Annotated in this window: 25 protein-coding genes and 1 pseudogene; 20 read left to right on the top strand and 6 right to left on the bottom strand. The window is 53.9% G+C overall.

Going from position 1 to position 23,051, the window contains the following annotated elements:
- The 3 genes and pseudogenes from AC13CN_RS00795 to AC13CN_RS00785 all read right to left on the bottom strand — a co-directional run.
- A pseudogene (locus AC13CN_RS00795) lies at nucleotides 1-169 on the bottom strand (IS1380 family transposase); the annotation flags it as partial.
- A 177-nt stretch (nucleotides 170-346) separates the two neighbouring features.
- The gene (locus AC13CN_RS00790; RefSeq protein ID WP_008957442.1) at nucleotides 347-787 is read right to left on the bottom strand and encodes a DUF411 domain-containing protein; all 441 of its coding nucleotides are present in this window, start codon (nucleotides 785-787) and stop codon (nucleotides 347-349) included.
- 13 nt (nucleotides 788-800) lie between these two features.
- Entirely contained in the window at nucleotides 801-935 is a 135-nt protein-coding gene (locus AC13CN_RS00785) for a hypothetical protein (protein WP_008957443.1), read from the bottom strand.
- 457 nt (nucleotides 936-1,392) lie between these two features.
- Between AC13CN_RS00785 and AC13CN_RS00780 the strand changes: the two genes are divergently transcribed.
- Together AC13CN_RS00780 and AC13CN_RS00775 are read left to right on the top strand one after the other, a co-directional pair.
- Nucleotides 1,393-1,764, top strand: a complete 372-nt coding sequence (locus AC13CN_RS00780; RefSeq protein ID WP_228219994.1) for a copper resistance CopC family protein — start codon at nucleotides 1,393-1,395, stop codon at nucleotides 1,762-1,764.
- 3 nt (nucleotides 1,765-1,767) lie between these two features.
- Entirely contained in the window at nucleotides 1,768-2,673 is a 906-nt protein-coding gene (locus AC13CN_RS00775; RefSeq protein ID WP_058577232.1) for a copper resistance D family protein, read from the top strand.
- A 126-nt stretch (nucleotides 2,674-2,799) separates the two neighbouring features.
- On the opposite strand, the gene AC13CN_RS00770 is transcribed toward AC13CN_RS00775, so the two are convergent.
- Nucleotides 2,800-3,975, bottom strand: a complete 1,176-nt coding sequence (locus AC13CN_RS00770) for an RNA-guided endonuclease InsQ/TnpB family protein (protein WP_054641839.1) — start codon at nucleotides 3,973-3,975, stop codon at nucleotides 2,800-2,802.
- A gap of 62 nt (nucleotides 3,976-4,037) precedes the next feature.
- Between AC13CN_RS00770 and tnpA the strand changes: the two genes are divergently transcribed.
- From tnpA to AC13CN_RS00725, 9 genes are all read left to right on the top strand, one after another.
- Entirely contained in the window at nucleotides 4,038-4,445 is a 408-nt protein-coding gene (gene tnpA, locus AC13CN_RS00765; protein ID WP_371858625.1) for an IS200/IS605 family transposase, read from the top strand.
- A 275-nt stretch (nucleotides 4,446-4,720) separates the two neighbouring features.
- The gene (locus AC13CN_RS00760) at nucleotides 4,721-5,254 is read left to right on the top strand and encodes a cupredoxin domain-containing protein (RefSeq protein WP_062362926.1); all 534 of its coding nucleotides are present in this window, start codon (nucleotides 4,721-4,723) and stop codon (nucleotides 5,252-5,254) included.
- 14 nt (nucleotides 5,255-5,268) lie between these two features.
- A complete protein-coding gene (locus AC13CN_RS00755; protein WP_228219894.1) occupies nucleotides 5,269-5,934 on the top strand; it encodes a response regulator transcription factor in 666 nt (221 codons plus the stop codon).
- On the top strand, nucleotides 5,921-7,261 hold the full coding sequence (locus tag AC13CN_RS00750) for a sensor histidine kinase (protein WP_228219893.1): 1,341 nt from the start codon (nucleotides 5,921-5,923) through the stop codon (nucleotides 7,259-7,261). Before AC13CN_RS00755 ends, AC13CN_RS00750 begins: the two co-directional genes overlap by 14 nt.
- A gap of 68 nt (nucleotides 7,262-7,329) precedes the next feature.
- Nucleotides 7,330-9,156, top strand: coding sequence for a copper resistance system multicopper oxidase (locus tag AC13CN_RS00745; RefSeq protein ID WP_273424327.1), 1,827 nt, complete (start codon nucleotides 7,330-7,332; stop codon nucleotides 9,154-9,156).
- A 9-nt stretch (nucleotides 9,157-9,165) separates the two neighbouring features.
- Nucleotides 9,166-9,936, top strand: coding sequence for a copper resistance protein B (locus tag AC13CN_RS00740; RefSeq protein WP_058577553.1), 771 nt, complete (start codon nucleotides 9,166-9,168; stop codon nucleotides 9,934-9,936).
- Nucleotides 9,937-10,067: 131 nt separating this feature from the next.
- The gene (locus AC13CN_RS00735) at nucleotides 10,068-10,478 is read left to right on the top strand and encodes a hypothetical protein (protein WP_128082418.1); all 411 of its coding nucleotides are present in this window, start codon (nucleotides 10,068-10,070) and stop codon (nucleotides 10,476-10,478) included.
- 213 nt (nucleotides 10,479-10,691) lie between these two features.
- Complete coding sequence (locus AC13CN_RS00730) at nucleotides 10,692-11,945, top strand: IS256 family transposase (protein ID WP_062374709.1); 1,254 nt, start codon at nucleotides 10,692-10,694, stop codon at nucleotides 11,943-11,945.
- Nucleotides 11,946-12,037: 92 nt separating this feature from the next.
- The gene (locus AC13CN_RS00725; RefSeq protein WP_062374710.1) at nucleotides 12,038-13,207 is read left to right on the top strand and encodes a DcaP family trimeric outer membrane transporter; all 1,170 of its coding nucleotides are present in this window, start codon (nucleotides 12,038-12,040) and stop codon (nucleotides 13,205-13,207) included.
- A 484-nt stretch (nucleotides 13,208-13,691) separates the two neighbouring features.
- Here the strand turns inward: AC13CN_RS00725 and AC13CN_RS00720 are convergent, their stop codons facing one another.
- A complete protein-coding gene (locus tag AC13CN_RS00720; protein ID WP_074211541.1) occupies nucleotides 13,692-14,021 on the bottom strand; it encodes a four-helix bundle copper-binding protein in 330 nt (109 codons plus the stop codon).
- Between the two features lie 420 nt (nucleotides 14,022-14,441).
- Nucleotides 14,442-15,164, bottom strand: a complete 723-nt coding sequence (locus AC13CN_RS00715; RefSeq protein ID WP_022522193.1) for a cytochrome c biogenesis CcdA family protein — start codon at nucleotides 15,162-15,164, stop codon at nucleotides 14,442-14,444.
- A 247-nt stretch (nucleotides 15,165-15,411) separates the two neighbouring features.
- Here AC13CN_RS00715 and AC13CN_RS00710 point away from each other — a divergent pair, with 247 nt between their 5' ends.
- The 9 genes from AC13CN_RS00710 to AC13CN_RS00670 form a co-directional block, all read left to right on the top strand.
- A complete protein-coding gene (locus tag AC13CN_RS00710) occupies nucleotides 15,412-16,047 on the top strand; it encodes a peroxiredoxin (protein ID WP_008958491.1) in 636 nt (211 codons plus the stop codon).
- Between the two features lie 71 nt (nucleotides 16,048-16,118).
- Nucleotides 16,119-16,526, top strand: a complete 408-nt coding sequence (locus AC13CN_RS00705; RefSeq protein ID WP_058579630.1) for a heavy metal-responsive transcriptional regulator — start codon at nucleotides 16,119-16,121, stop codon at nucleotides 16,524-16,526.
- 78 nt (nucleotides 16,527-16,604) lie between these two features.
- Nucleotides 16,605-19,079, top strand: a complete 2,475-nt coding sequence (locus AC13CN_RS00700; RefSeq protein ID WP_253557952.1) for a heavy metal translocating P-type ATPase — start codon at nucleotides 16,605-16,607, stop codon at nucleotides 19,077-19,079.
- 227 nt (nucleotides 19,080-19,306) lie between these two features.
- Complete coding sequence (dsbG, locus tag AC13CN_RS00695) at nucleotides 19,307-20,137, top strand: thiol:disulfide interchange protein DsbG (protein WP_253557949.1); 831 nt, start codon at nucleotides 19,307-19,309, stop codon at nucleotides 20,135-20,137.
- Between the two features lie 62 nt (nucleotides 20,138-20,199).
- Complete coding sequence (locus AC13CN_RS00690; RefSeq protein ID WP_044630736.1) at nucleotides 20,200-20,877, top strand: TVP38/TMEM64 family protein; 678 nt, start codon at nucleotides 20,200-20,202, stop codon at nucleotides 20,875-20,877.
- An 89-nt stretch (nucleotides 20,878-20,966) separates the two neighbouring features.
- On the top strand, nucleotides 20,967-21,494 hold the full coding sequence (locus AC13CN_RS00685; protein WP_035586998.1) for a DsbE family thiol:disulfide interchange protein: 528 nt from the start codon (nucleotides 20,967-20,969) through the stop codon (nucleotides 21,492-21,494).
- 67 nt (nucleotides 21,495-21,561) lie between these two features.
- Nucleotides 21,562-22,374: a prolipoprotein diacylglyceryl transferase gene (gene lgt, locus AC13CN_RS00680; RefSeq protein ID WP_008958484.1), complete on the top strand. Its 813-nt coding sequence runs from the start codon at nucleotides 21,562-21,564 to the stop codon at nucleotides 22,372-22,374.
- Nucleotides 22,371-22,913 (top strand): protein-disulfide reductase DsbD domain-containing protein, encoded by a 543-nt coding sequence (locus AC13CN_RS00675; protein ID WP_074211538.1) that lies wholly within the window; start codon nucleotides 22,371-22,373, stop codon nucleotides 22,911-22,913. Before lgt ends, AC13CN_RS00675 begins: the two co-directional genes overlap by 4 nt.
- Nucleotides 22,914-23,051 (top strand): urease accessory protein UreH domain-containing protein (locus tag AC13CN_RS00670; RefSeq protein WP_483052948.1); only part of this gene is annotated, 138 nt, incomplete at its 3' end.

The raw sequence follows: 23,051 nt of genomic DNA, 5'->3' as shown, positions 1-23,051 counted from the left end.
GCAGGCCCAGGTAGCTCTTGATCACGTCACTGGTGCGCATGCCCAGCGTGGTGGGGAAGCGGCTGTCGATGCTGTCGACGCCAGCGATCTCGAAGCATTGCCCGATGATGGACAGCCCGGCGTGGCTGGTGAGGGTGCGGCGACTGGCGCGGAACTTTATGTTGGGCATGGCACTGTCTGGGTGAATGGCGATAATGGCTATATTGCCATGCAGGTCAGTGGGTTAGAAGTGTTTCCTGGGGCCGGTCTCACGGATTCAGGGTAATGTATGACTTGAATGCGCCTGCTGTACTACAAGAGTCCGTTAGAACGGCGTGCAGACAGCAGGCGAGCTTTTATCACCCTACTAAAGGGTCATAAATGGCTCATCTTCCTGGCCTGTAAACGTGTACACATTGTAAGGGCTTTCTTGTGGCCCCGGCATACCCGGTGTGCCAATGGGCATACCCGCCAAACCGATACCGTCAATATCGGGTTGTTCCTCAAACAGCGCCTGCACGGCTTCCATTGGAACGTGGCCTTCGATCCAATACTCGCCCATCTCAATGGTATGGCATGAACCCAGGCCATAGGGCACGCCTGCCTGCTGCTTAATATCACCCAGCTCTACATCGTCAATAATCGTCACTTCTACGCCGAGCTCTTCAAGATGGCGTGCATAAGCGTCACAGCAGCCGCACTGGGGGTTTTTATACAATGTTGCCTCTGGCGGTAACGCCGCCTGGGCGGAGACCGCCCCAAGCAGCATGGAACCAGAGAGTAAAAGCTTGGTGCTCATATGTTGCATTATTTTCAACTCCTTAGCGTGAACGACTGAAGAGGTACTTGGCCAGCGAAGCGATCGCCAAGCCAATTAATAACAGCATGGCCAGGGGCATCAACCAGCCTAACCACCCCATTGATCCCATAAAAGCAAAACATTCCGCGTTCATCATGCCATCACTCCTGGTTTATGCCTTGAGCGAAGATGGCGCTACTTAAGATACTGAGGATTGCAGCCCGACCAATGGCAAAGTTCATCCTGTGCTTAACCATGATATTTCCCCTCATCATGTTGCTGATCGAGACATCGCCTTATCCATTAAAAATGGAAGAAGGCGGAGTTAGCTTTCGTTATAAGCCTACAACCTATAGGTGGCCCAAAGGTAAAGGAGAAACCGATCCCAATACCTAAGTGTTGTCACAGATCATTTTTTCCGCCATTTTCAGCCCTGCTTCAGGTTGGCACGCTATAACACCTACACATTTCTTTGAAGATTCATACGACGCCATGCGCCTTGTTCGCCAAACAGGGAAAATGAACGATGTAAGAAGGCTCAACCGAATCAGTTTTAGCGCCTCCGCGATGAAGTAACAATATCCATTCAACCCTGAAAAACATAAGGATACGGTATGCAAAAGAAGACGACTTCGCTCCCTATTATTCACGCTACCTTAGCAACGCTGTTGCTGTCGCTCGCAAGCCCAGTGTTGGCCCATGAAGGGGCCGCAAGCACTTCGCCTAAGGATGGCGTCACCATTCAGGATTCCCCAGCAGAGATTGGCATCGAGTTTGGTGGCATGATGCGCATCACCCAGTTTGAAGTGACAGGCCCAAACGGCCCCGTTCCTCTTGATGGTCAGCCAGGCAGTGAACAGGTCGATCGCTACTTCGTAAAGCCCAGTGACACTCTTTCGGCTGGGGATTACCAGGTGCGCTGGCGTGGCCTATCGGATGACGGGCACATGATGTCCGACGGTTTTAACTTCTCGGTCGAGCCCTGACCCGTGGCCTGGTGGTTCTCCGTAAATAGCCTCGACGTCTGGACCGTCGCGATGATTCTCGTGGCGGCTGGGGTTTACCTTAGTGCCCTAGTCGCGACGGGGGCCGTGTTGTTTCGTCTAGCGTTTCCCCGACTCCCTGATCACGACCGGAGGCGCGTCGCCCGCATGGGCGTCTTTGCTGCCTGGGCGGGGGTCATTCTGATTCTGTTCCAGTGGCCTTTAGAAGCTGGTTACCTTGGGGGCGGCAATATCGCTGCTGCAACCAACCCAATGCTGCTCGGAATCGTGTTTGAGGGTGCGTCCGGGGGCCGGCTAATGCTGGCGGTAGCTGGCTTGCTGCTGGTTCAGGCGATTCAGCTTAATAACTTAGCGCTCTCGAAAACAGCCAACAGCGTGAGCCTAGTAGGCGTTTTATTGGTGATGCTGGCATTCGTGCAGGTGGGGCATACAGTAAACACCCCACGCCTCGTTCTGGCTGGCTTGCTGATCGTTCACCTGATGGCGGCAGCATTTTGGGTGGCCTCGCTTTGGCCGCTGTTCCATTTAGTAGGACGGGGTCACAACCAGGACAATACCGCCCACATTCTGACCCGTTTCGGGAAAATCGCCATGGGCGGAGTTGGCGTGTTGGTACTGGCGGGCGTCACTTTGGCCACGCTGCTAACGGGCGGTCTCACGCCACTGCTCACCACGGCATATGGACAGTTCTTGATCGGCAAGGTATTGATTGTGGCGGCGCTACTGTTATTTGCTGCCGCGAACAAGTGGCGGCTTGTGCCGGCCTTTGAGAGCGGCGACGCAACAGCCCCAGGACGGTTACAGAGAAGTATTGCACTGGAGATGGTGCTGGTCGTGGTTATCCTGCTGATCACGGCGGTGCTGACAAGGGTGACATCACCGAATGGGTGACTAACAGGTCAACCACCTTGTTGAGCCGTTCCAGAGCTCGAAATTAACGGTCTCCTTCTTATGGGCCTTACGGTGACTGCTCCCCGCCCTAAGCGCTGACGCGCCACGGGCGAGGCTTCCCACTTCTCAGGCAGCTGCCGACGATGTGCCGGACTTACGCAAGCCTCCATGGGCAGAGACGGACAGCCCTTCCGCCTTCAGCTCGATAATGCCTTGATGCTTGATGTTCAGCGCCGCGTTGATGTCCCGGTCGTGCTGTGTGTGGCAGGCGGGGCACTCCCACGACCGGACGTTCAACGGCATGGCGTCCATCTTGTGCTGGCAGACATGGCAGGTCTTGGAGCTGGCAAACCACGGGTCAATCTTGACCAGATGCTTGCCCTGCTCCCTGGCCTTGTAGTCCAGCTTGGTCATCAAGGCATGCCAGGACGCATCGCCGATGTGCTTGGCGAGGCAGGTGTTTTTCATCATGTTGCGGACCTTCAGCGTCTCGACGATCACCGCTTGATTATCGTCAACGATCTGTCGAGAGAGCTTGTGCTGGAAGTCGTTGCGGGCATTGGCGACCCGCTCATACGCCTTGGCGACGAGTAACCGTGCCTTGGCCCGGCGGGCGCTGCCCTTCTTCGTGCGTGACAATGCCTGCTGTTTGCGCTTGAGGTTCTTCTGCGCCTGCTTGAGGAAGCGCGGATTGGCGACCTTGCGGCCATTTGAGTCGATAGCAAGATGGGATAGTCCCATGTCCAGTCCGACGACGCGAGAGGTATCAACGTCCATGGTCGGCACGGGGGTCGCCTGGTCGGTATCAAAGAGCAGCGAGGCGTAGTGCTTGCCGGTGACCGTGCGCGACAGCGTGATGCTCTTGAGCTTGCCGTCAACAGGCCGGTGAACTTTGGCCTTGATCGGCCCCAGTTTGGGCACCTTGATCCAGTTGTCGCCGGCCTTGACGCCGACGCAGTGATAGCTGGACTGCTTGCCCCGCTTGCTCTTGAAGCGCGGATAGCCGGCCTTCTGCTTGGGGTCGAAGAAGCGCTGGAAGGCATGATCAAGGTTGATGCAAGACTGCTGGAGCGCCATGGAATCCGCCTCTTTCAGCCAGCCGTACTTGCGCGATTTCTTGGCCACCGGCAGCAGCTTCTTGATGTCGTGCTTGGCGCTCAGCGACTGCCCGTGACGCTTGTAGCGATGCGACATGATGCGAAGGCCGGTGTTGTAGCAGAAACGTACCGCACCGAACTGGCGGTTCAGGAACTCCGCCTGCTCGGTCGTGGGATAGATGCGTACCTTGGTGGCCTTCAGCATGTCAGTGCTCACTGCTATAATAGCCAGAGATTAAGGACTATAACGAGGAATGTAAAGTGAGTGTGTATGAAAGTTATCGGCGAGGGCGGCATAGCGTCACTCGGCTAGTCGTCCACCTTGTTTTTACGACGAAGTATCGGCGCAAAGTGTTCGACGGCTACATGATAGGGCAGCTCCGAGAGGCATTTGAATCAGCTTGCGAAAAACTCGACTGCCGCATCCTTGAGTTCGATGGTGAAGAAGACCATGTTCACCTGCTCGTGGAATATCCGCCGAGGCTGTCGATCAGTGTGCTGGTCAACAATTTGAAATCCACGTCGTCCCGACGGGTGCGGTTCTTGAATGCCCATATTCCGCGCCTCAGCAAGAGCGCCGTGCTGTGGTCGAGATCGTATTTCGCTTGTAGCGCAGGCGGAGCCACTATCGAGACGCTCAAGGCTTATGTGCAGGGACAGAAGACACCAGAATAGGGCCGCTTGTGCGGCCCCCGCTTACCTCCCCGCCCGAGTGGGCGAGGGTTCACGCGGGTTTTTGCTGAGGTTTAGGCGGAGGCTGCCATAGGCAATTGCACCAACAAGACGAAAAGTCATTGCTGCAGCGTTGACTCTAATCAGGGGGGGCAGGATCCATCATCATGTTAGAAATGCTTTTGGGTAGCAGGCCATATTTTTACGTTAGGTTCAGGCTCGTTTCAGGTTAACGCCGTATAAAGAACAAGTGACAATAACCTCTGAGGTAAATGACCATGCGCAACATCTCCTTAACAACGTCTTTGTTTGCCCTTTCACTCAGTTTGATAACGAGTGCGGCATGGGCTTCGCCCGGCCAAGGCAGTGGTGACAATGGCCTAACCGAGGCTGACGTTGACCGCACGATCAGCCTTGAGGCTGGCGATATGTGGTTCGACCCTGAAGAGCTAGAACTGGCGGCTGGGGAGGTGGTTAAATTTGAAATCACCAACACCGGCAATTTAGAGCATGAATTTGTGATTGGTAGCAAAGAAGCCCAAGAAGAACATCGCCAGATGATGCTAAACATGGCCAATGGCGGAGGCCATGACATGTCAAATATGGCACACGGTGAAGGCCACGATATGTCCAATATGTCAAACGGCGATGGTCACGATATGGCCAGCATGGACATGGCAGGTGTCACCATTGCGCCTGGTGAAACCGGGACTTTATTATGGAGTGTCCCTGACAATGTTAACGAGCTAGAGTATGCCTGTAACATTCCTGGTCATTATGAATCCGGCATGTACGGCAATTTTTCTCTCTAATCTGACGTATATCCATGAAACTGTTGCTACTTGAAGATGATGACTTGCTAGCGGAAAGCTTGGCAGAGAGTCTCAAAGACAACGGTTACCTGGTTGATTTGGCCGCTTCCTTGAAAGCGGCCAAGTCGCTGATGGCAACCGAGCATTATGAACTGGCGATCTTAGATGTCGGTTTGCCCGACGGCTCAGGGCTGGATCTGCTCGCCCAGTGGCGCAGGCAAAAACGCGACACGCCTATTTTGATCCTGACGGCCCGCGATACCTGGGAAGATAAAGTTATCGGACTTGAAACCGGAGCCGATGACTATCTCACCAAGCCTTTCCACGAAGCCGAACTTATGGCTCGCCTGAAGGCCTTGCTACGCAGGCAGTCTGGTCAGTTATCTCAAGTGATCACGCTTAACGGCATTTCGTTGGATGAAGCGGGTCAACGAGTGTGCTTAGAAGGTGAAACGTGGCGTTCGCTAACAGCAACGGAGTTTCGATTACTGCGCTACTTAATGCTTCATCCAGACCGTATTCACTCGAAAGATCAGCTACTAGAGCAGCTCTACGCCTTGGAGCAGGACGCTGCCGCGCCTAACTTGGTGGAAGTCTACATCGCTCGTCTGCGCCGTTATCTCGGTAAATCAGTCATTCAAACGCGACGTGGTCAGGGGTATTTCTTTGCTTCACATTGATAGACGCAGTTTACGCATTCGGCTACTCGCATGGTTAGGCGGCGTCGCGCTACTGGTGGTGGTCACCACGTGGCTATTGCACGGGATCTTTTTACAGAGCCTGGCAAGGGATTTTTTAGGTGAACGCTTACAACGTGAAGCAAACCACGCGGTCGCGCAGCTAGAGCTAGAGCAAGACCAAACGGCTGTACCGACTGCGCTCGACTCGGTTAGCCAAGGCTATCAAGTCTTTCATCATCTCTACGTACTCCGTTTCAATGGCTTAGTCAGCGCTTCTGACCCGCAATGGCAGCAACAGCTGGCTCCGTTGCTAGATGAGAGCGGCGATGCCCTAATAGATGTGAATCGCGGAACACAGCACATGCTCGTCTATCGCCGCCATTTTGAGTGGCAGGGCACGCAGGGTGTGCTATTGGTGGGCGAGGATTTTTCCCAAGTAGAAGCAGGGCTTGCAACTTTGCACTGGTGGGTTGGTGGGATCGCCGCCGTGCTTTTAGGGATGCTCATCATGCTCAACATGCTAGCGGTTAACCGTGGACTCATACCACTCTGGCAACTGCGCCAACAACTTGAAGCATTGCGATCAGGCAAACGTGATCGCTTGTCATTAGTAGCCCCTTCGGAGCTAGATGAATTAGTCGACCAGTTGAACTGGTTCATGGACGACATTGATCTTCGTCTGAAGCGCTCGCGAGAATCGGTCGCCAACCTATCACACGCATTAAAAACCCCGCTGGCAGCAATTACCCAAGTACTGCGCGGCAATCGGCCCATTGATGAAAACCGACGGCATAAACTGCTCAGTCGTATTGAAGATATTAACGCTCAGTTAGCTGCAGAGCTGCGTCGTTCGCGTATTGCAGGGCCTAACGCGGGTCGAATGGCGAACGTCACGCGAGATAGTTCACGGCTCATCGAGATGTTCCGTAGTCTTTACCCTGAGCGCATTTTCAACCTTACCCACTCGGCACACGAGAAAGACCAAGTGCCTATTGAGGCTCACGACTTTTCTGAAATATTAGGCATCGTGCTCGATAACGCTGGCAAATGGTCGAATAGGTGCATTAATTGCGATATTGCCGTCTCCACTACCACACTCACGCTCACCACTGATGATGACGGTTTCGGCGTTGCAGAAGAAGATCTTTCGCGCTTGGGAGAGCGTGGCACACGATTGGATGAACGCCGTCCCGGCTACGGCTTAGGCCTGTCGATTCTTGCGCAGTTAATTGCCCGCTACTCAGGGCACTCGCGCTTTGAGCGTAGTCCACTGGGTGGACTGCGCGTTACGGTTACGTTGCCTCTTGCAGTTGAAGTGATTAATTAATCACTATTCAGCTTTGATTCAGCTTCTTCCATCAAGATGGTGCCATTCATCATTGACGGGAGTTACACATGGCACGCTCAAGCATCATTTCTCACCCGCTTTCTCGCCGGCAGGTCCTAAAAGGCGGCGCTGCCCTAGGAATAGGTTCCGCTGCGGCAATGGGATTAACCCCCGCCTGGGCAAACCCCTGGGGCCGTACCAACGTCTATGCTCAGGGCGTTGAAGAAGGGCCCGAGGTATCGCTGGCGATCCGCCGTGAATCGTTGCCTATTGACGGACAAGAAGCCCAACCAATTACCATTAACGGTACCAGTCCTGCCCCGCTGATTCGTTTGAAAGAAGGTCAAGACGCAGTACTGCGTGTCACCAACCTGCTGGACGAGCCCACCTCCATCCACTGGCATGGTCTTATTCTACCGCCGGAAATGGATGGTGTGCCTGGCGTTAGCTTTGCAGGTATCGCCCCTGGTGAAACCTTTACCTACCGTTTTCCCGTCCGTCAGAACGGTACCTACTGGTACCACAGCCACTCCGGCTTGCAGGAACAGCTCGGCCACGCCGGGCCGTTGATAATTGACGCCGCCGAGCGCGAACCCATCCGCTACGACCGTGAGCACGTATTGCTGCTCACCGACTGGACCTTTGAAGATCCCATGTCGGTGTTCCGTAATCTGAAATCCATGATAGATGGCTATTACAACTTCCAAGAGCGCACGATTGCTGATTTTTTCGCCGATGTTCGCGAAAAGGGTTTCTCACAAACTGCCGAGATGCGCGGCATGTGGGCCAAAATGCGCATGAGTTCTCGGGATATTGCCGATGTGACCGGCAGTACTTATACCTACCTGCTTAACGGTCACTCCCCCCAAGAAAACTGGAATGCGCTGTTCAAGGCTGGTGAGCGGGTACGACTACGCGTGATTAACGGGTCGGCGATGTCATACTTTGATGTACGTATACCTGGTTTGAAGATGACCGTCGTTGCTGCCGATGGCCAGCCAGTGCAACCCGTGCCTGTTGATGAGTTCCGTATTGGCGTGGCGGAAACGTACGATGTGCTTGTTTCACCAGAAGATGATCGAGCCTATACCATCTTCGCCGAAGCCATAGATCGGAGTGGCTACGCTCGCGCCACGCTAGCCCCGCGTGAAGGCATGCAGGCGGAGATTCCCAAGCGCCGCCAAATTGCCGACCGCGGCATGGAAGCCATGGGTGCCCACGGTATGGGCGGTATGGATCACTCCAACATGGCGGGGATGGATCACTCTGGCATGTCCAACATGTCGGGGATGGATCATTCCAGCATGGCTGGGATGGATCACTCCGGTATGTCCAACATGCAAGGCATGGATCACTCTACTATGGGAGGCATGGCAGCCGAGCAGGCCAAAATAGGCGCAAACGGTTTGCTTCTCGCTGGTGAAGCCCAGCCCGGCTCTCGCTACGACCAGGCGGGCATCGGCATCGACCCCGACGAACGACGCATATTAGTCTACCGGGATCTCAAAGCGATCACACCATGGCCTGATCGCCGTGAGCCAGGCCGTGAGCTTGAGCTGCACCTGACCGGCAATATGCAGCGTTATATATGGTCGTTCGACGGTAAGAAGTTTAGCGAAGTGACGGGCCCTATTCATTTTGTGAAAGACGAGCGGCTGCGCCTAATTCTGATTAACGACACCATGATGGAGCATCCTATCCACCTCCACGGCATGTGGATGGAGCTGGAAAACGGCCAAGGGGAATTGATACCACGCAAACACACCCTAAATGTGAAGCCCGGCGAGCGCGTATCTGCGTTGATCACCGCAGATGCAGAGGGCAGTTGGGCGTTCCACTGCCACCTTCTCTATCACATGGATGCCGGCATGTTCCGCGTTGTTCAGGTTTCTTAAGGAGGCAGTATGAAAACCAAGCACTACTTAACCCTCGCCAGCGCCGCCCTCGGCATGGCCGCCGCCACGACTGCTCAAGCCGAAGACGGCTATGACGCCCCGGCCGGCTGGCCGTCACCGGTCGTGGAGTACCCGATGACCACGGTACGGGTCGATCGCTTGGAATATGCTTCGCCCGACAAGGGGGGGGATGCCTTGGTCTGGGATTTCCAGGCCTGGTATGGCGGTGATTTCAATCGCCTATACGTGGAAGGCGAAGGCCAAAACGTCCAGGGCGATGGCGAAGATGCAGAATTCGAGTCCCTCAACCTGCTTTATAGTCGTTTGATTGCCGACTTCTGGGAACTTCAGGGCGGCATCGGTTATCAGGGCGGTATCGCTACGAATGACTATCCCGAACGCTATTTCGGCGTCATCAGCCTATTGGGGCTCGCCCCCTATCGCTTCGAGACCGATCTCGACTTGATGATAAGCGATGAAGGCGATATCTCCGCCAGCCTGGAAAGCGAGTACGATCTGCGCCTGACGCAGCGGCTCTACCTACAGCCGCGTACCGAAATTGCCGTAGCTGCCAGCGAAGTTAAGGAGTTTGGTGTGGGTAAGGGCCTTAACTCAGTGCGTGTCGGCATGCGCCTGGGCTACGAAGTGACCAGACGCTTTGCGCCTTACGTGGGCGCTTACTGGGAAAAAGAGTATGGCGATACCGCTGACCTTTCTCGTGCTGGCGGGAATAATACCGAAGATACCGGCGTGGTGGCAGGTGTCAGGTTAATATTTTAAATCGTTAAGCACTCTATAACTTGCGCCACCGAAAGGTGGCGTTTTTTTTTGCTAATAAACCACTAAATTCAGCTTCAACTCATACTCTAAGGTTATTATTAAATTGTAAATAACCAGCGGAGTAAACCACCATGAAAATTAAAGCAATTGTTTTTAGTGCAGTAGTAGCAAGTATCCTCTCTACACCTGTATTAGCGAGCTTAGGCAATACAACACAGAATCTTCCCTTACTAGAAAGAGGCGTATCTTCTACACAGATGCTTGCCCAGGGGCAACCTAAGCGTTTCAATATTAACATTGAACAAGCGACTACACTGAAAGTAGTGAGTGAGCACTTTCCAGGATTTACCAGCACTGGCAACCGCATTTCAGCTGTTCTTTATAATGAGGCGGGACAGAAGGTAGCAGAAGCTTCCAGCCCACGGGGGCACTTCGAACTTGTTCGTCAGCTGCAACCGGGCAATTATCAGCTTGAGGTAACAGGAAGATCAAGGGGAGGCAGTGATGATAACCATTATTATGAACTACATGTCGCCTATTGATATCCTTTAGTCTTGACATGAATTAAGAAGGTCAGCCATGAGCTGACCTTTTTTATGAAAAACTAGTATCTCGGCAAACAAATTCAGCTTTAATTCAGGAATTTTCGCTAACGAGCTATGGTGATTTCTGGTGTATGGAAGCAGGCTGAAGGGGTGGCGTATCCTGTTGGTTGATCACCGCCAAGATCACAACCAACAGAGGAATGATACGCCATGTCCAAGTCTAACCTGCACGCTCTTTCACAACCAGAGGTGGCCACCACCGACCCATTGCACGAGCTGATCCGTCAGGGTGCCCGTGACCTGATTGCCAAGGCGGTCGAGTCGGAGCTTCAGGGCTTGCTGAACCAGTATGCCGATGTTTCAACACCTGATGGGCGCCAAGCTGTGGTGCGCAACGGACACCTACCCAAGCGCACAATCCAGACAGGCGTTGGGGATGTTGACGTTCAGGTGCCCAAGGTCAGAGACCGCAGCGGCTCCGGCATTCGCTTTAACAGCCAGCTCCTGCCGCCGTACTTGAAGCGGGCTCGGAGTCTGGATGAGCTCATCCCTTGGCTCTACCTGCGAGGGGTCTCCTCTGGCGACTTTCAGGAGGCTCTGAACGCCTTGGTCGGTGAGCAGGCCAAGGGGTTGTCCGCCAATACGGTGACCCGGCTCAAGGCCCAGTGGCTGAAGGAGCACGAGGAGTGGTGTCACCGTGACCTGGGCCAGAAGCGCTACGTTTACTGGTGGGCGGACGGTGTCTACAGCAATGTCCGCCTGGATGACCGGCTCTGCCTGCTGGTGATCATTGGGGTCACTGAGCACGGCCACAAGGAGCTGGTGGCTGTTGAAGATGGCCACCGGGAGTCTGAAGCCAGCTGGCGTGAGCTGCTCACTGGCTTGCGGGAACGTGGCCTGGATCATGCGCCCAAGCTGGCCGTAGGCGACGGGGCTCTGGGCTTCTGGAAAGCGCTGAGCAAGGTGTTTCCGGAAACCCGGCACCAGCGGTGCTGGGTGCACAAGACCGCTAACGTACTGGACAAGCTGCCCAAGTCAGTACAACCGAAAGTGAAGTCAGCCTTGCACGAGATCTATCTGGCGGAGACCCGTGACAGCGCACACAAGGCCTTTGACAGCACGTTGAAGCGGTTTCAGGACAAGTACCCGAAGGCCATGGAAAACCTTGAGAAGGACCGGGACGAGCTGTTGGCCTTCTACGATTTCCCGGCCATTCACTGGATTCACTTGCGGACCACCAATCCGATTGAATCCACCTTCGCCACCGTGCGGTTAAGAACCAAGCAGAGCCGATCCTGCGGCTCTCGCGACACCACCTTATCGATGGTGTTCAAATTACTCCAATCCGCCCAAAAACGCTGGAAGCGGATCAAGGGGTTCGACCAACTGAAGCTGGTCGTGGACAACGTCCAGTTTCGGGATGGAGAGCAGGTGGATGATCAAACTGGCAGAGACGCCGCCTGATGGTCATACACCAGATTTGACAATAACTCTTCGCTAACTTTATAGTGCCGCAATCGGCGTAAAAACAAGACAATTCATAAAGAGGTGTCATCATGTGGAATAACAAGAAGATTCCCTTGGTCAGCATGACGGTTATGGCCTTGGCAATCGGCTCGACGTATGTTTCGGCCCTGGAAATCCAATCGGGAGAGACCACCGTGAGTCTTTATGGCTACGCCAGGCTGAACATGGCTTACAACTTCGATCGGGATGCCGGATCGGCAAACGAAGGTTACTTTGGAGAAGTCGAAAGGTCGGAAGGTAAGGTCGGTGATCAGTTTCAGATATCCGCCACCCAGAGCCGCATTGGCTTTCGAACCAGCACGCCTGTCGAGGGGAGCACGCTAGACACCGTTATCGAAGGGGACTTCTGGTCCTACAACGATGACAATACGCGCTTCAGACTACGGCATGCCTATGGGTCCTGGAATGGCATCCTTGCCGGGCAGACCTGGTCGAATTACAACACCTTCGTCGCCGCCACGCCCACACTGGATTTCTTTAGCACGGCGGGAAGCTATGGTGGCTATGGTACGCGCCTTGCCCAGTTGCGCTACACCATTGGAGGATTCTCGATAGCTGCGGAAGATCCAAAAGCACAGCTGGCGGAGAACATCGATGGTTCCTTACCTGAAGACGCCTCCTTGCCAGATAATGACGATGCCGTATCATCGATGCCCGCGTTGAGCCTGCGCTATGAAGATAGTATGGGTGACTTTTCCTACTCAATCGCCGGCATCGCCCGGCAGCTGAAGTACGATACCGGCAGCGAGAAGGATACGGAAATGGGCTATGGGGCCTTCGCCGCAGGTGCCTACCATGCCGGACCGGTGACCTTGAGAGCGATCGTGAACGCCAGCGAGGGGGCGAACAGTTACCTCTATCTGTCTGGCGATTACTTCAACGGTGCCGATGCCTACGTCGATACCAACGGTAAGCTGCAAACGCTATCTGGCGATAGCGGAGCCCTTGGTCTTTCTTATCAAATATCACCACACTATTCACTGAACGCGTCCCATGGCTATACCGATGTCAAATTGGGCGACCCTACCGTAGGTGGGAATGCAGGTAGAAAGAACAAGAATACATTTCTTAATCTGATGTGGACTCCCAACGAACGCTTGATGTACGGAATTGAGTACGGCTATTTCGAAACGGAGTTGGCCGATGGCCGTGAAGAAGATGCGAGCCGTGTGATGGTGGCTGCCCAGTATAGTTTCTAGGGTGAGTTAGTAGCATAGCAGAGAAGCTGTTTTGATCGATTGCTTGGGCGTATGCCCAAGCTTTTTTATGGTCTTCGTCACTTCATGTGGGGCCTGATCGAACAGGCGACCCACAATACCACTGTCACTAAACTGAATAAGAAAGATCAGTCGCGTCGGGAACACTTCCCGGGTCGCGTCGGGAACACTTCCCGGCGGGTGACCTTCTTATTGTTCTGGTGCTCAGCCTGAGCAAACGAGATCTGTTTCATCGAGAACTCTGGCGGGTAGTGGAAAACTGTATTTTGCCCTGCCGGTGGCACTTAGGCAGCAACGGTCGTATTTATGCAGTGTTTCCTTAAAAGAGGCTCGCAGTAGGCTTGCTTCTACTAGAGTTTATTTCAAAATAATTACCTCAATAATTTGAAAGCCTGAGTTAAAGCAAATGAATTTCTCCATAGAAGTTCACGTCGAGCCGGAGCGCTTGCCCCGGCTGGTTTGAAGCTTAGCTGGCCATTGCGGCACATTCTTCAGCGCAGCGATGACAAGCTTGAGCACACTCTTGACAATGGGTTGCATCATGTTTTGCACACTCATCACCACACTTTTTACAAATGTCGGCACATAGACGGCAGATCTCGTGCGCAAACTCGCTTTCTTGTGCCATGAATGAAGCGGCTAACCGGCAAATTTGAGCACATTGCATTTTAAGGCGAATACATTCCGCCATCATTTTTACGTCGTCTTCTTTTAGGCACTCAGTTGCACACTTGTCACAATACGCTGCACATACGTGACAAGCTTCAATGCAATTCTCATATTTTCCAAAATTCATCTCGATTCTCCATTTATTAAATCAGATTTTATTCACCATAGCTCTTGCTTGGCATAATAAAGCTAGAACAACCTAAAAGAAAAATCAAGGAAAGGTAATCAGGTAACTACTCACGAAATATAAAGTTAAAAAGGTAGCTGTGCGCTACTTGCCAATAATTTTTTATTATTCAGTTAAGATTCAGGAAGGCCTACTATAGTAAATGTTTTTCAAAAAATACTGCAGCATTCGCTGCGCCTGGAAGTTAGCTCGCCACGAAGCCCCTAATTAAAGTAAGTAGGTGAGAAAACTAAATTAATAATGAGAGGAATCAAGTTCTAAGCTTTATAAAAATAATCTCCTTTTAGGAGACTAGCTCAGCCTAATAAGCTTCCTAAGGAGTCAGTATGAAAATTAATCTCTACTTCTCTGACGGCCTGGCTACCCCAGGGTCGCCAGGGAGGGAAAAAGGTCGACCATGATACTGGAAAGCCGCGTCATGGTACCCGAGACGATGGCGATGCCCATCAGGATCACAACCGTGCCCGCCACGGGGCGAGCATAGGCGCTCCACCTTCCTAGGCTTTGCCGATGCAGAGCGAATCGGTTAATCAGTAAAGTGCTGGCAAGAAAAGGTAGCGCCAGTCCTGCCGAGTAGGCACTGAGATATATCATTCCAGCCTGGGCACTAGCAGCATTGGACGTGGCCATCAAGATGGCGCCCAGGATGGGGCCGATACAGGGCGTCCAGCCGATGGCAAAAGATACCCCGAACACAGTAGCCGAAAGCGGAGAGCCACCCTGGACATTGGGGGTGAACTGAAAGGTACGCTGGAAAAGCGGCAATCGGAACACGCCGGTCATGAAGAGGCCCAGCACGATCACCGCCGAGCCGGCAACCCAGTTGAATTCTTGGCGATACCCTCGCATCAGTTGCCCGATACTACTGGCGCCGAGCCCGAGTAGGATGAACACGATGCTGAAGCCGAAGACGAAGAAGGCACTGAGGGTCAATGCCTCTAACCGCCTGTCGGCTTTACCGGCACTACCGCCTGTGACCACCGACAGGTAGGCCGGTAACAGGGGCAGCGTGCAGGGCGAGAAGAAGGAGACCAATCCGCCGATAAAGGCGCCGACCAAGCCGATGGAAGAGAGAGATTCCAATGTGTTATCGCAACTTAAGTTATGGAGACGGCCAACAAGGGTATTGATACCAATCCCATGGTGCTACCTCCTATCATATCCATTTTAACGCCGTAAGAATTTTAAGGCTTACAGCTGCTTTAAGGTCAACCTTTATTGACAAATTATTTGTCTCCTATCGAATTGCAAATATTACACATCAAGCTTGACCTTAAAGTTGACTTCAAAGTTATGGTGGCTACTCAATGAATGACATGAGGACATTTCCATGGCGCTACAACTGGGCGAGACAGCACCAAACTTCACGATCGAATCCACGCAAGGCACGGTCAACTTTCACCAATGGCTTGACGACAGCTGGGCGGTGCTGTTCTCGCACCCCGCTGATTTTACGCCAGTATGCACCACAGAACTGGGCGCGTTTGCCAAGCGAAAGAACGAATTCACCCAGCGGGGTGCCAAACTGGTTGGGGTTTCGGTGGATCCCCTCAGCTCTCACCACGACTGGGCGGGGGATATTGAACAGACTCAGGGCACGGCCCTGAACTACCCCTTGCTGGCTGACGAAGATCAGGTGGTAGCGAAGCTTTATGGAATGATCCATCCCAAAGCCGACCCCAAACTGACGGTGCGTACGGTCTTCATCATCGATTCTGACAAGAAAATTCGTCTCACTTTGACGTATCCACCCAGCACAGGACGTAATGTCGACGAGATACTGCGGGTTCTCGATTCGCTTCAGCTAACTGACAAGCACAAAGTGGCCACCCCCGTTGACTGGCAAAATGGTGACGATGTCATCATCTCGCCATCGCTATCGAATGATGACGCTAGGCAACACTTTCCCGAAGGCTGGAACACCAAGACGCCCTACCTTAGGGTCGTGCGCCAACCGGAGCAATAGGAGCCCCGACCGGTAGATTCGTTGAGTCAGGCTGCCAGAAGCTTAGATTAATAATGTCGTGAGGTAACGCTATGCAAACACTAAGTATCGGCGAGCTTGCCGAACGAAGCGGGGTCGCTAGCCAGGCGATTCGATTCTACGAAAAAGAGAAACTTATGCCTCCTCCGAGGAGGACCGATGCCAACTATCGGCGTTACCCACTGGAAGCTGTGGATCGGTTGCAGTTTATCGTCCATGCCAAGCAGTGGGGCTTCACGCTGCAAGAGATTCGGGAGCTGCTAATGCTTCAGGATGCTAATGGCGACCGGGCGCAAGCTAAACGCATCGCCGGGGAGAAGCTGCACAAGGTGCGCGAGCAGATCAAGCACCTCACGCGGATTGAAGCCGTATTATCGAAAACACTGAGCGAGTGTGCAGGCGAAGGGCCTATGCAGGAAGGCTGCCCGATTGTTGAAGCTATCGCTGAGCAGGCTGAATGATCAGCACTTTCTCGACAGCGAACATGGGGAATCAAGCTCGCATATCGGGTCGTCAATAAATAACAGGAGATCTTCATTATGGCGCAAAACGTCGATATCGAGATTCGTGGTATGTCCTGTGCTTCCTGTGTTGGACGTGTGGAACGTGCACTCAGCCAGCAGCCAGGCGTGATCAACGCTCAAGTGAACCTCGCCACCCAGAAGGCGGCTATCCAGGTCGAAGCAGTTACCACGACCACTAGCCTACTCGACGCCATTGAAACAGCGGGCTATCAACCGGTAGTGGAAAGTATCGAGATTCCTGTTACCGGCATGAGTTGCGGATCTTGTGTCTCTCGGATAGAGCGAACGCTAACGAAGCTGCCCGGCATGGTGGAAGTGAGTGTTAACCTTGCTACCCAGAAGGCCTTCGTTCGTTTCCTGCCAGGAGCCGTTTCGTTAACGCGTATTCAGCATGCCATCCGCGAAGCAGGCTATGAACCGCAGGATACCGATACGCCGCCACCAACGGACAGCGAGGATCGGGAAAGAGCCGAGCTTCGCCGTCGAGTCGTGCTCGCGGCAATATTTACGATTCCGGTAGTCATCATCGCCATGGGGAAAATGATTCCCACTTTTGACGCGCTGTTAACGAGTCTAATGCCGCATCGCGGCTGGATGGGCGTTGAGTGGTTGTTGGCCACACCGGTGCAGTTCTATGCCGGGGCACGCTTCTATCGTACTGGCTTCGCCGAACTCCGGCATTTTAATCCTGGCATGAATAGCCTCGTTATGATCGGATCGAGCGCTGCCTATTTTTATTCGGTCGCCGCCCTGCTAATGCCCGCGCTCTTCCCCGTCGGAACCGCCGTGAGCTATTTCGAAGCGGCGGCGGTCATCGTGACGCTAATTCTGCTCGGTCGCTATTTTGAACACATTGCCAAGGGCCGCACCTCCGAGGCTATCAAGAAGCTTCTGCAATTACAGGCGAAAACTGCCCGCGTCATCCGCGAAGATGAAACCGTCGAGCTGCCTATCGACGCCGTCGTCACGGGCGATCGTATTTTGGTTCGCCCAGGGGAGCGTGTTCCAGTAGATGGCATCGTTGAGGAGGGCCACTCCTACGTTGATGAGTCGATGATCAGCGGTGAGCCAGTGCCGGTCGTCAAACAGAAGGATTCCGAAGTCGTCGGTGGCACTATCAACAAGAACGGTGCACTTACCTTTCGGGCCACGCGAGTCGGTGCCGACACTGTCTTGTCGCAGATCGTCAAGATGGTGGAAACGGCCCAAGCGGAGAAGCCCCCCATCCAGCAGTTGGCCGACAAGGTTGCTGGTGTATTTGTTCCCGTAGTCATCGCTATCGCCACGATGACCTTTGCACTCTGGTTCGCTTTCGGACCGGCGCCGTCTTTGTCGTTTGCTTTCGTCACTACCGTTAGCGTACTGCTAATTGCCTGCCCCTGTGCGATGGGCCTAGCCACCCCAACGGCCATCATGGTCAGTACCGGGAAAGGGGCCGAGATGGGAGTGCTATTTCGTAAAGGGGCGGCGCTTGAGACGCTGGCCAAGATGAATACGGTGGTGCTGGACAAGACCGGCACTTTGACCCAAGGACGCCCCGAACTGACTGATTTCGAAGCTATTAACGGTCATGAAAACGACGTGCTGCGACTGGTCGCGGCGGTGGAAGCTCAAAGCGAGCACCCCATCGCTGAGGCTATTGTGCAGGGCGCCAAGACCCGTGGGCTGGAATTACCCCCTGTCAGTCGCTTTAGTGCCGAGCCAGGCTACGGCATTGAAGCCGAGGTCGACGGCCACTTGGTACATGTGGGAGCTGATCGTTACATGCGTCGGCTGGAAATCGAGCTCGGCCAGGCAGAAACACGCGCCAAGGTGTTTGCCGAGAACGCCAAGAGCCCGCTCTATGCCGCGGTAGACGGCCAGCTTGCTGCAGTCATCGCGGTGGCGGATCCACTTAAGGAGGGCTCTGCCGAGGCCATCGCAGCACTCAAAGCGCAAGGGTTGGAGGTGGCCATGCTCACCGGCGATAACCGTGCCACTGCCGATGCTATCGCCCGACAGGTTGGCATCCAGCAGGTTCTCGCTGAGGTGCTGCCCGACCAGAAAGCGGCAGAGATCCGGCGTCTCCAGGCGGAGGGCAAGCGTGTCGCTTTTGTGGGGGACGGGATCAACGATGCACCCGCTTTGGCCCAGGCCGACGTGGGCATTGCGATCGGTACTGGCACCGATATCGCCATCGAGTCCGGCGATGTGGTGCTGATGAGTGGCGATTTGCGAGGCATCGTCAATGCCACGGCGCTCTCCAAGCGTACCCACCGGACCATTATCAGCAATTTCGTCTGGGCCTATGGCTACAACGTAGCGCTAATCCCCGTGGCGGCGGGCATGCTCTATCCGTTCATCGGCGTATTGCTCAGCCCCATGCTGGCGGCGGCTGCCATGAGTGTTTCCAGTGTCTTTGTGCTGACTAACTCGTTGCGGCTACGCCGTTTTACGCCTAATACCGGCGATGCCACACCACGTCCAAACGAGGCTGTTCATCGCGTCTAAACCAAACACCGTAGTGTTAAAGAGGAATTCAAAATGATGGGAAGTGATAGTTGCATGTGGGGTATGGCGGGGATGGGCCTAATAGCGATCTTGTTGATTATTGCACTGGGGCTTGGCGTTGCTGCGCTTATCAAGTACCTGTTTTTTAATAAGAAGCACTAAAACCAGCCAGTAAATGTGATCGACCTAATCCCTTGGAAAAACAGTAATTGATAAAGAGAGCATTCATGAGGCATATCCTACATTCTACTTATTACCTAGCCGCTGCAGGTCTGTTAGGTCTTATTACGTTGCCTGCGTTGGCGCAGGAAGCAGGAACCGATGCCAATGAGAGTCATCAGGCCGGCATTGCCGCTAATACTGAGTCTCCCTTGCCCAAGACGATTACCGTGTTGGTGGATCAAGGGTTCACCTTCCATGGCACCTTCGAGGCGCCTGACGATCTACAAGGCTATGCCTTATCTTATGATAATGAGCCTATGGCGGCTTATATTTCTTCCTCTTCCGACTATGCCGTCATTGGTACGTTAATCGACCCCCAGGGCAATGCCGTCATGGAAAGCCAGCTTCAGGCTCTGGTGCTGGAACCCATGCTGGAAGCTGCCTGGAGTGCGTTTGAAAACACTCGTTTTATCTCGGAGGGGAATGATGATGCATCGCATATTGTTTACACACTAACAGACCCCAACTGCCCCTACTGCAACGCACTCTGGAAGAATTCACGCCCGCTAATCGAGCAAGGCGTACTACAGCTTCGTCACGTGCTGGTCGGCGTGCTATCAGAGGACAGTCTTCGCAAAGCTGCCGCAATCCTTGAAGCCGACAATCCGGCTAGCGCTCTCGAAACCCATGAATTGGAATTTCGCAATGGCGGCATAAAACCGGTGGAGCCGTCGGAGGAGAGTCAAGCGCTGCTCAGAAAGCATGCCCAGATCATGCGCGAGGCCGGTGCTACAGGGACGCCGACCAGCTACTACCGTGATGAAGCCGGGAAAGTACAGCGTATCAATGGTGCAGTGTCGACCGACCAGCTTCACGAAATATTGGGTGTTGAATGATACTCCATCACGGTACAGGGCTGAGATGACATGTCTCCCTGCTCCCCACAACTGAGATGGACATGGCAACCAAGCTTAGTGTAAAGCAAAAGCTCTTTTTGGGGCTCTCTCTACTGATGGGCTTGGCGTCCCTCTATTGGATCCTGATGGAGACCGGCGCCTTGTCGGTCTTGACCGATAAGCAGGCCTTGCGTGAATGGGTTGATGGGTTGGGCGTCTGGGGGCCATTGGCCATCATCTTTATGATGATTACGGCCATTGTCATGAGCCCGATCCCCAGTGGTCCGATTGCCATGGTGGCCGGTGCGATCTACGGCCCAGTTTGGGGAACGGCCTATGTCGTTATCGGTGCCGAAGCCGGCGCTCTGCTCGCTTTCTGCATTGCTCGTTTGTTCGGCTATGAGGTAATGCAACGCTGGTCGCGTACGCGTCCCATCCTTAACTGGCTGGGGAAGGAACGCTCTCAAACCGGCTTGATGCTCATCGTTTTTGCATCCCGATTGGTGCCCTTCATTTCGTTTGATGCCATCAGCTACGCGGCAGGTATTACACCCCTGTCCTTCTGGCGCTTTTTGATCGCCACATTGGCCGGCGTAATCCCCACGGCGTATCTGATCGTCAAGTTCGGCGAAGTGCTAATTACCGCCGACTCCCGTGGTCTCACGATCGCGCTGGTCCTCATCAGTGGCATCACATTGCTGCCGCTGCTGGCGAAACGCCTATGGGCTCGGAAGCCATGACCGATGCAACCTAGTGCTCCAAATCAACTTCCGTAAGCACTAACAATGCTCAGCAGGCACTTACCCGCTACTACCTGTGAGACGTATACGTGAAATCTCGGACATTGCTATTTTTACCCCTATTGGGCTTTTTTGGTTTGAGCTTTTTCTTTTATCAGGGCTTATCAATGGATCCTAGCGCCAGAGATTCCCCCTTGTTAGCTCAGCCGTTTCCGGCCTTCAACCTGACGACGCTGGAAGACCCCTCAAGGGTCGTTGATGAATCTCTTTTTAAAGATAAGGTGACATTGGTCAATGTTTGGGGAGAGTGGTGCCCCACTTGCAAGCATGAAATGCCGCAGTTATTGGACTTAGCCGCGCGAGGCGTCCGCTTGGTTGGCATCAACTACAAGGATACCCAGGCAAAGGGACTCGAGTTTCTTGACGAGTTTGGGAATCCTTTTGAAGTCAATATTTTTGATCCAGAGGGTAACCTAGGTTTTGAGCTAGGTGTTTATGGCGCACCCGAAAGCTATCTGGTCGATACCGAGGGCACTATTCGTTACAAACATACAGGTTACATAACTTCTGAAGATGTTGAGCGAGTCATCCAGGAAGTCGAGAAGTGGAAACGATAAAACGGCTCTTAAGACGCAATAATTTTTGTTGATGACTCCAACAGTAACGATTGATTAAGGAAGATATATGCTGCAATACCCTCAAATCGACCCGATCGCCATCGCCATAGGCCCTCTTCAGATTCACTGGTATGGCTTAATGTATGTCATCGGGCTAGTGGCCGCTTGGTGGTTGGGTCGGCGTCGCGCCCACCGACTCGGCCTAAGCCACGATGATATAGGCGACCTGATCTTCTACGCCGCCATCGGCATCATCGTTGGCGGCCGCCTTGGCTATGCACTGTTTTACGGGCTCGAACAACTGCAAGCCAACCCCCTTTGGTTACTAAAAATCTGGGAAGGAGGCATGAGCTTTCATGGCGGCCTTGCCGGTGTGTTAGTGGCTGCCTGGCTGTTTGCTCGCAAACATCAACTGGCTTTTATTCAACTGACCGACTTCATTGCTCCGCTAGTCCCCATCGGCCTGGGAGCGGGTCGCCTCGGGAACTTCATCAATCACGAGTTACCGGGGAGAGTTAGTGATGTACCTTGGGCAATGGTGTTTCCATCCATGATGGAGCTGGGCCCAGAGCCACGGCATCCTTCGGCTCTCTACGAGTTTGCCCTTGAAGGTGTCGTGTTGTTTGCCGTGCTGTGGTGGCTATCGCGCCGACCACGTCAGCGGGGCCTCATCTCTGGGCTGTTCCTGCTTCTGTATGGAGCCTTCCGTTTCATCGTAGAGTTCGTGCGCCTCCCCGACCCTCAGTTGGGATTCATCGCTTTTGGCTGGTTAACCATGGGGCAGCTACTGACACTACCAATGATCGTCGCGGGCTTTGCTCTGGTCGCTTGGTCCAGAGGTCAGCCAATGGATAAGCCAAAGGCGGCGTTAAACTCATGAAACAAGTCTTCGCTTTTCTAACGGTGGCACTCTTTATAGTCACCCCGGTAGCGGCACGTGAAGAGATGTTTGAGGTTGGTGACAAAAGTTCCCCCTTTAACCGTTCGCCCCAACGTGACTTTCTACCGGCTAAAGAAGCCTTCCGAACCACCACCTGGCGAGACGATGATCGAGTTTATATCGGCTTCACCGCCGCCGAAAATTACTACCTTCACCGGCATCAGTTCGCGATTGAGAGTCTCTCTCAAGATATCAATTTCGGTGAGTTGGCTTTGCCGCCTGGCGAGCCAATGTCGCACGCGTCTTTAGGGAACATTAACGTTTTCTACGATCAGGTGTTGGTGAGTGCGCCCATCGAGGCGAGCGATACCGTTACCGGGCCGCTGGCCATCATGGTGACCTTTCAGGGCTGTTCCGACCAAGGACTCTGCTATCCACCCGAACAGGTCGAAATCGTATCACCGTACGGTTCGCCTCCGGCGGCCTTCACCATCAGCCCCTCCCGTGATACGGCGGGTAGCTCCAAAGGTGCCCCGTAAATGAATCCCGCCGACATGAGCCTGCCGCCGCTGGCGGCGGCCTTCGTCTTCGGCTTGCTGGGAGGCGCGCACTGTATCGGCATGTGTGGCGGCATCATGAGTGCCCTGACCTTTGCTGTGCCCCCCAGCATGCGACAG

The organism is Vreelandella sp. L-25 (genome assembly GCF_056857535.1).
This window is presented reverse-complemented; position numbering and strand designations above follow the sequence as displayed.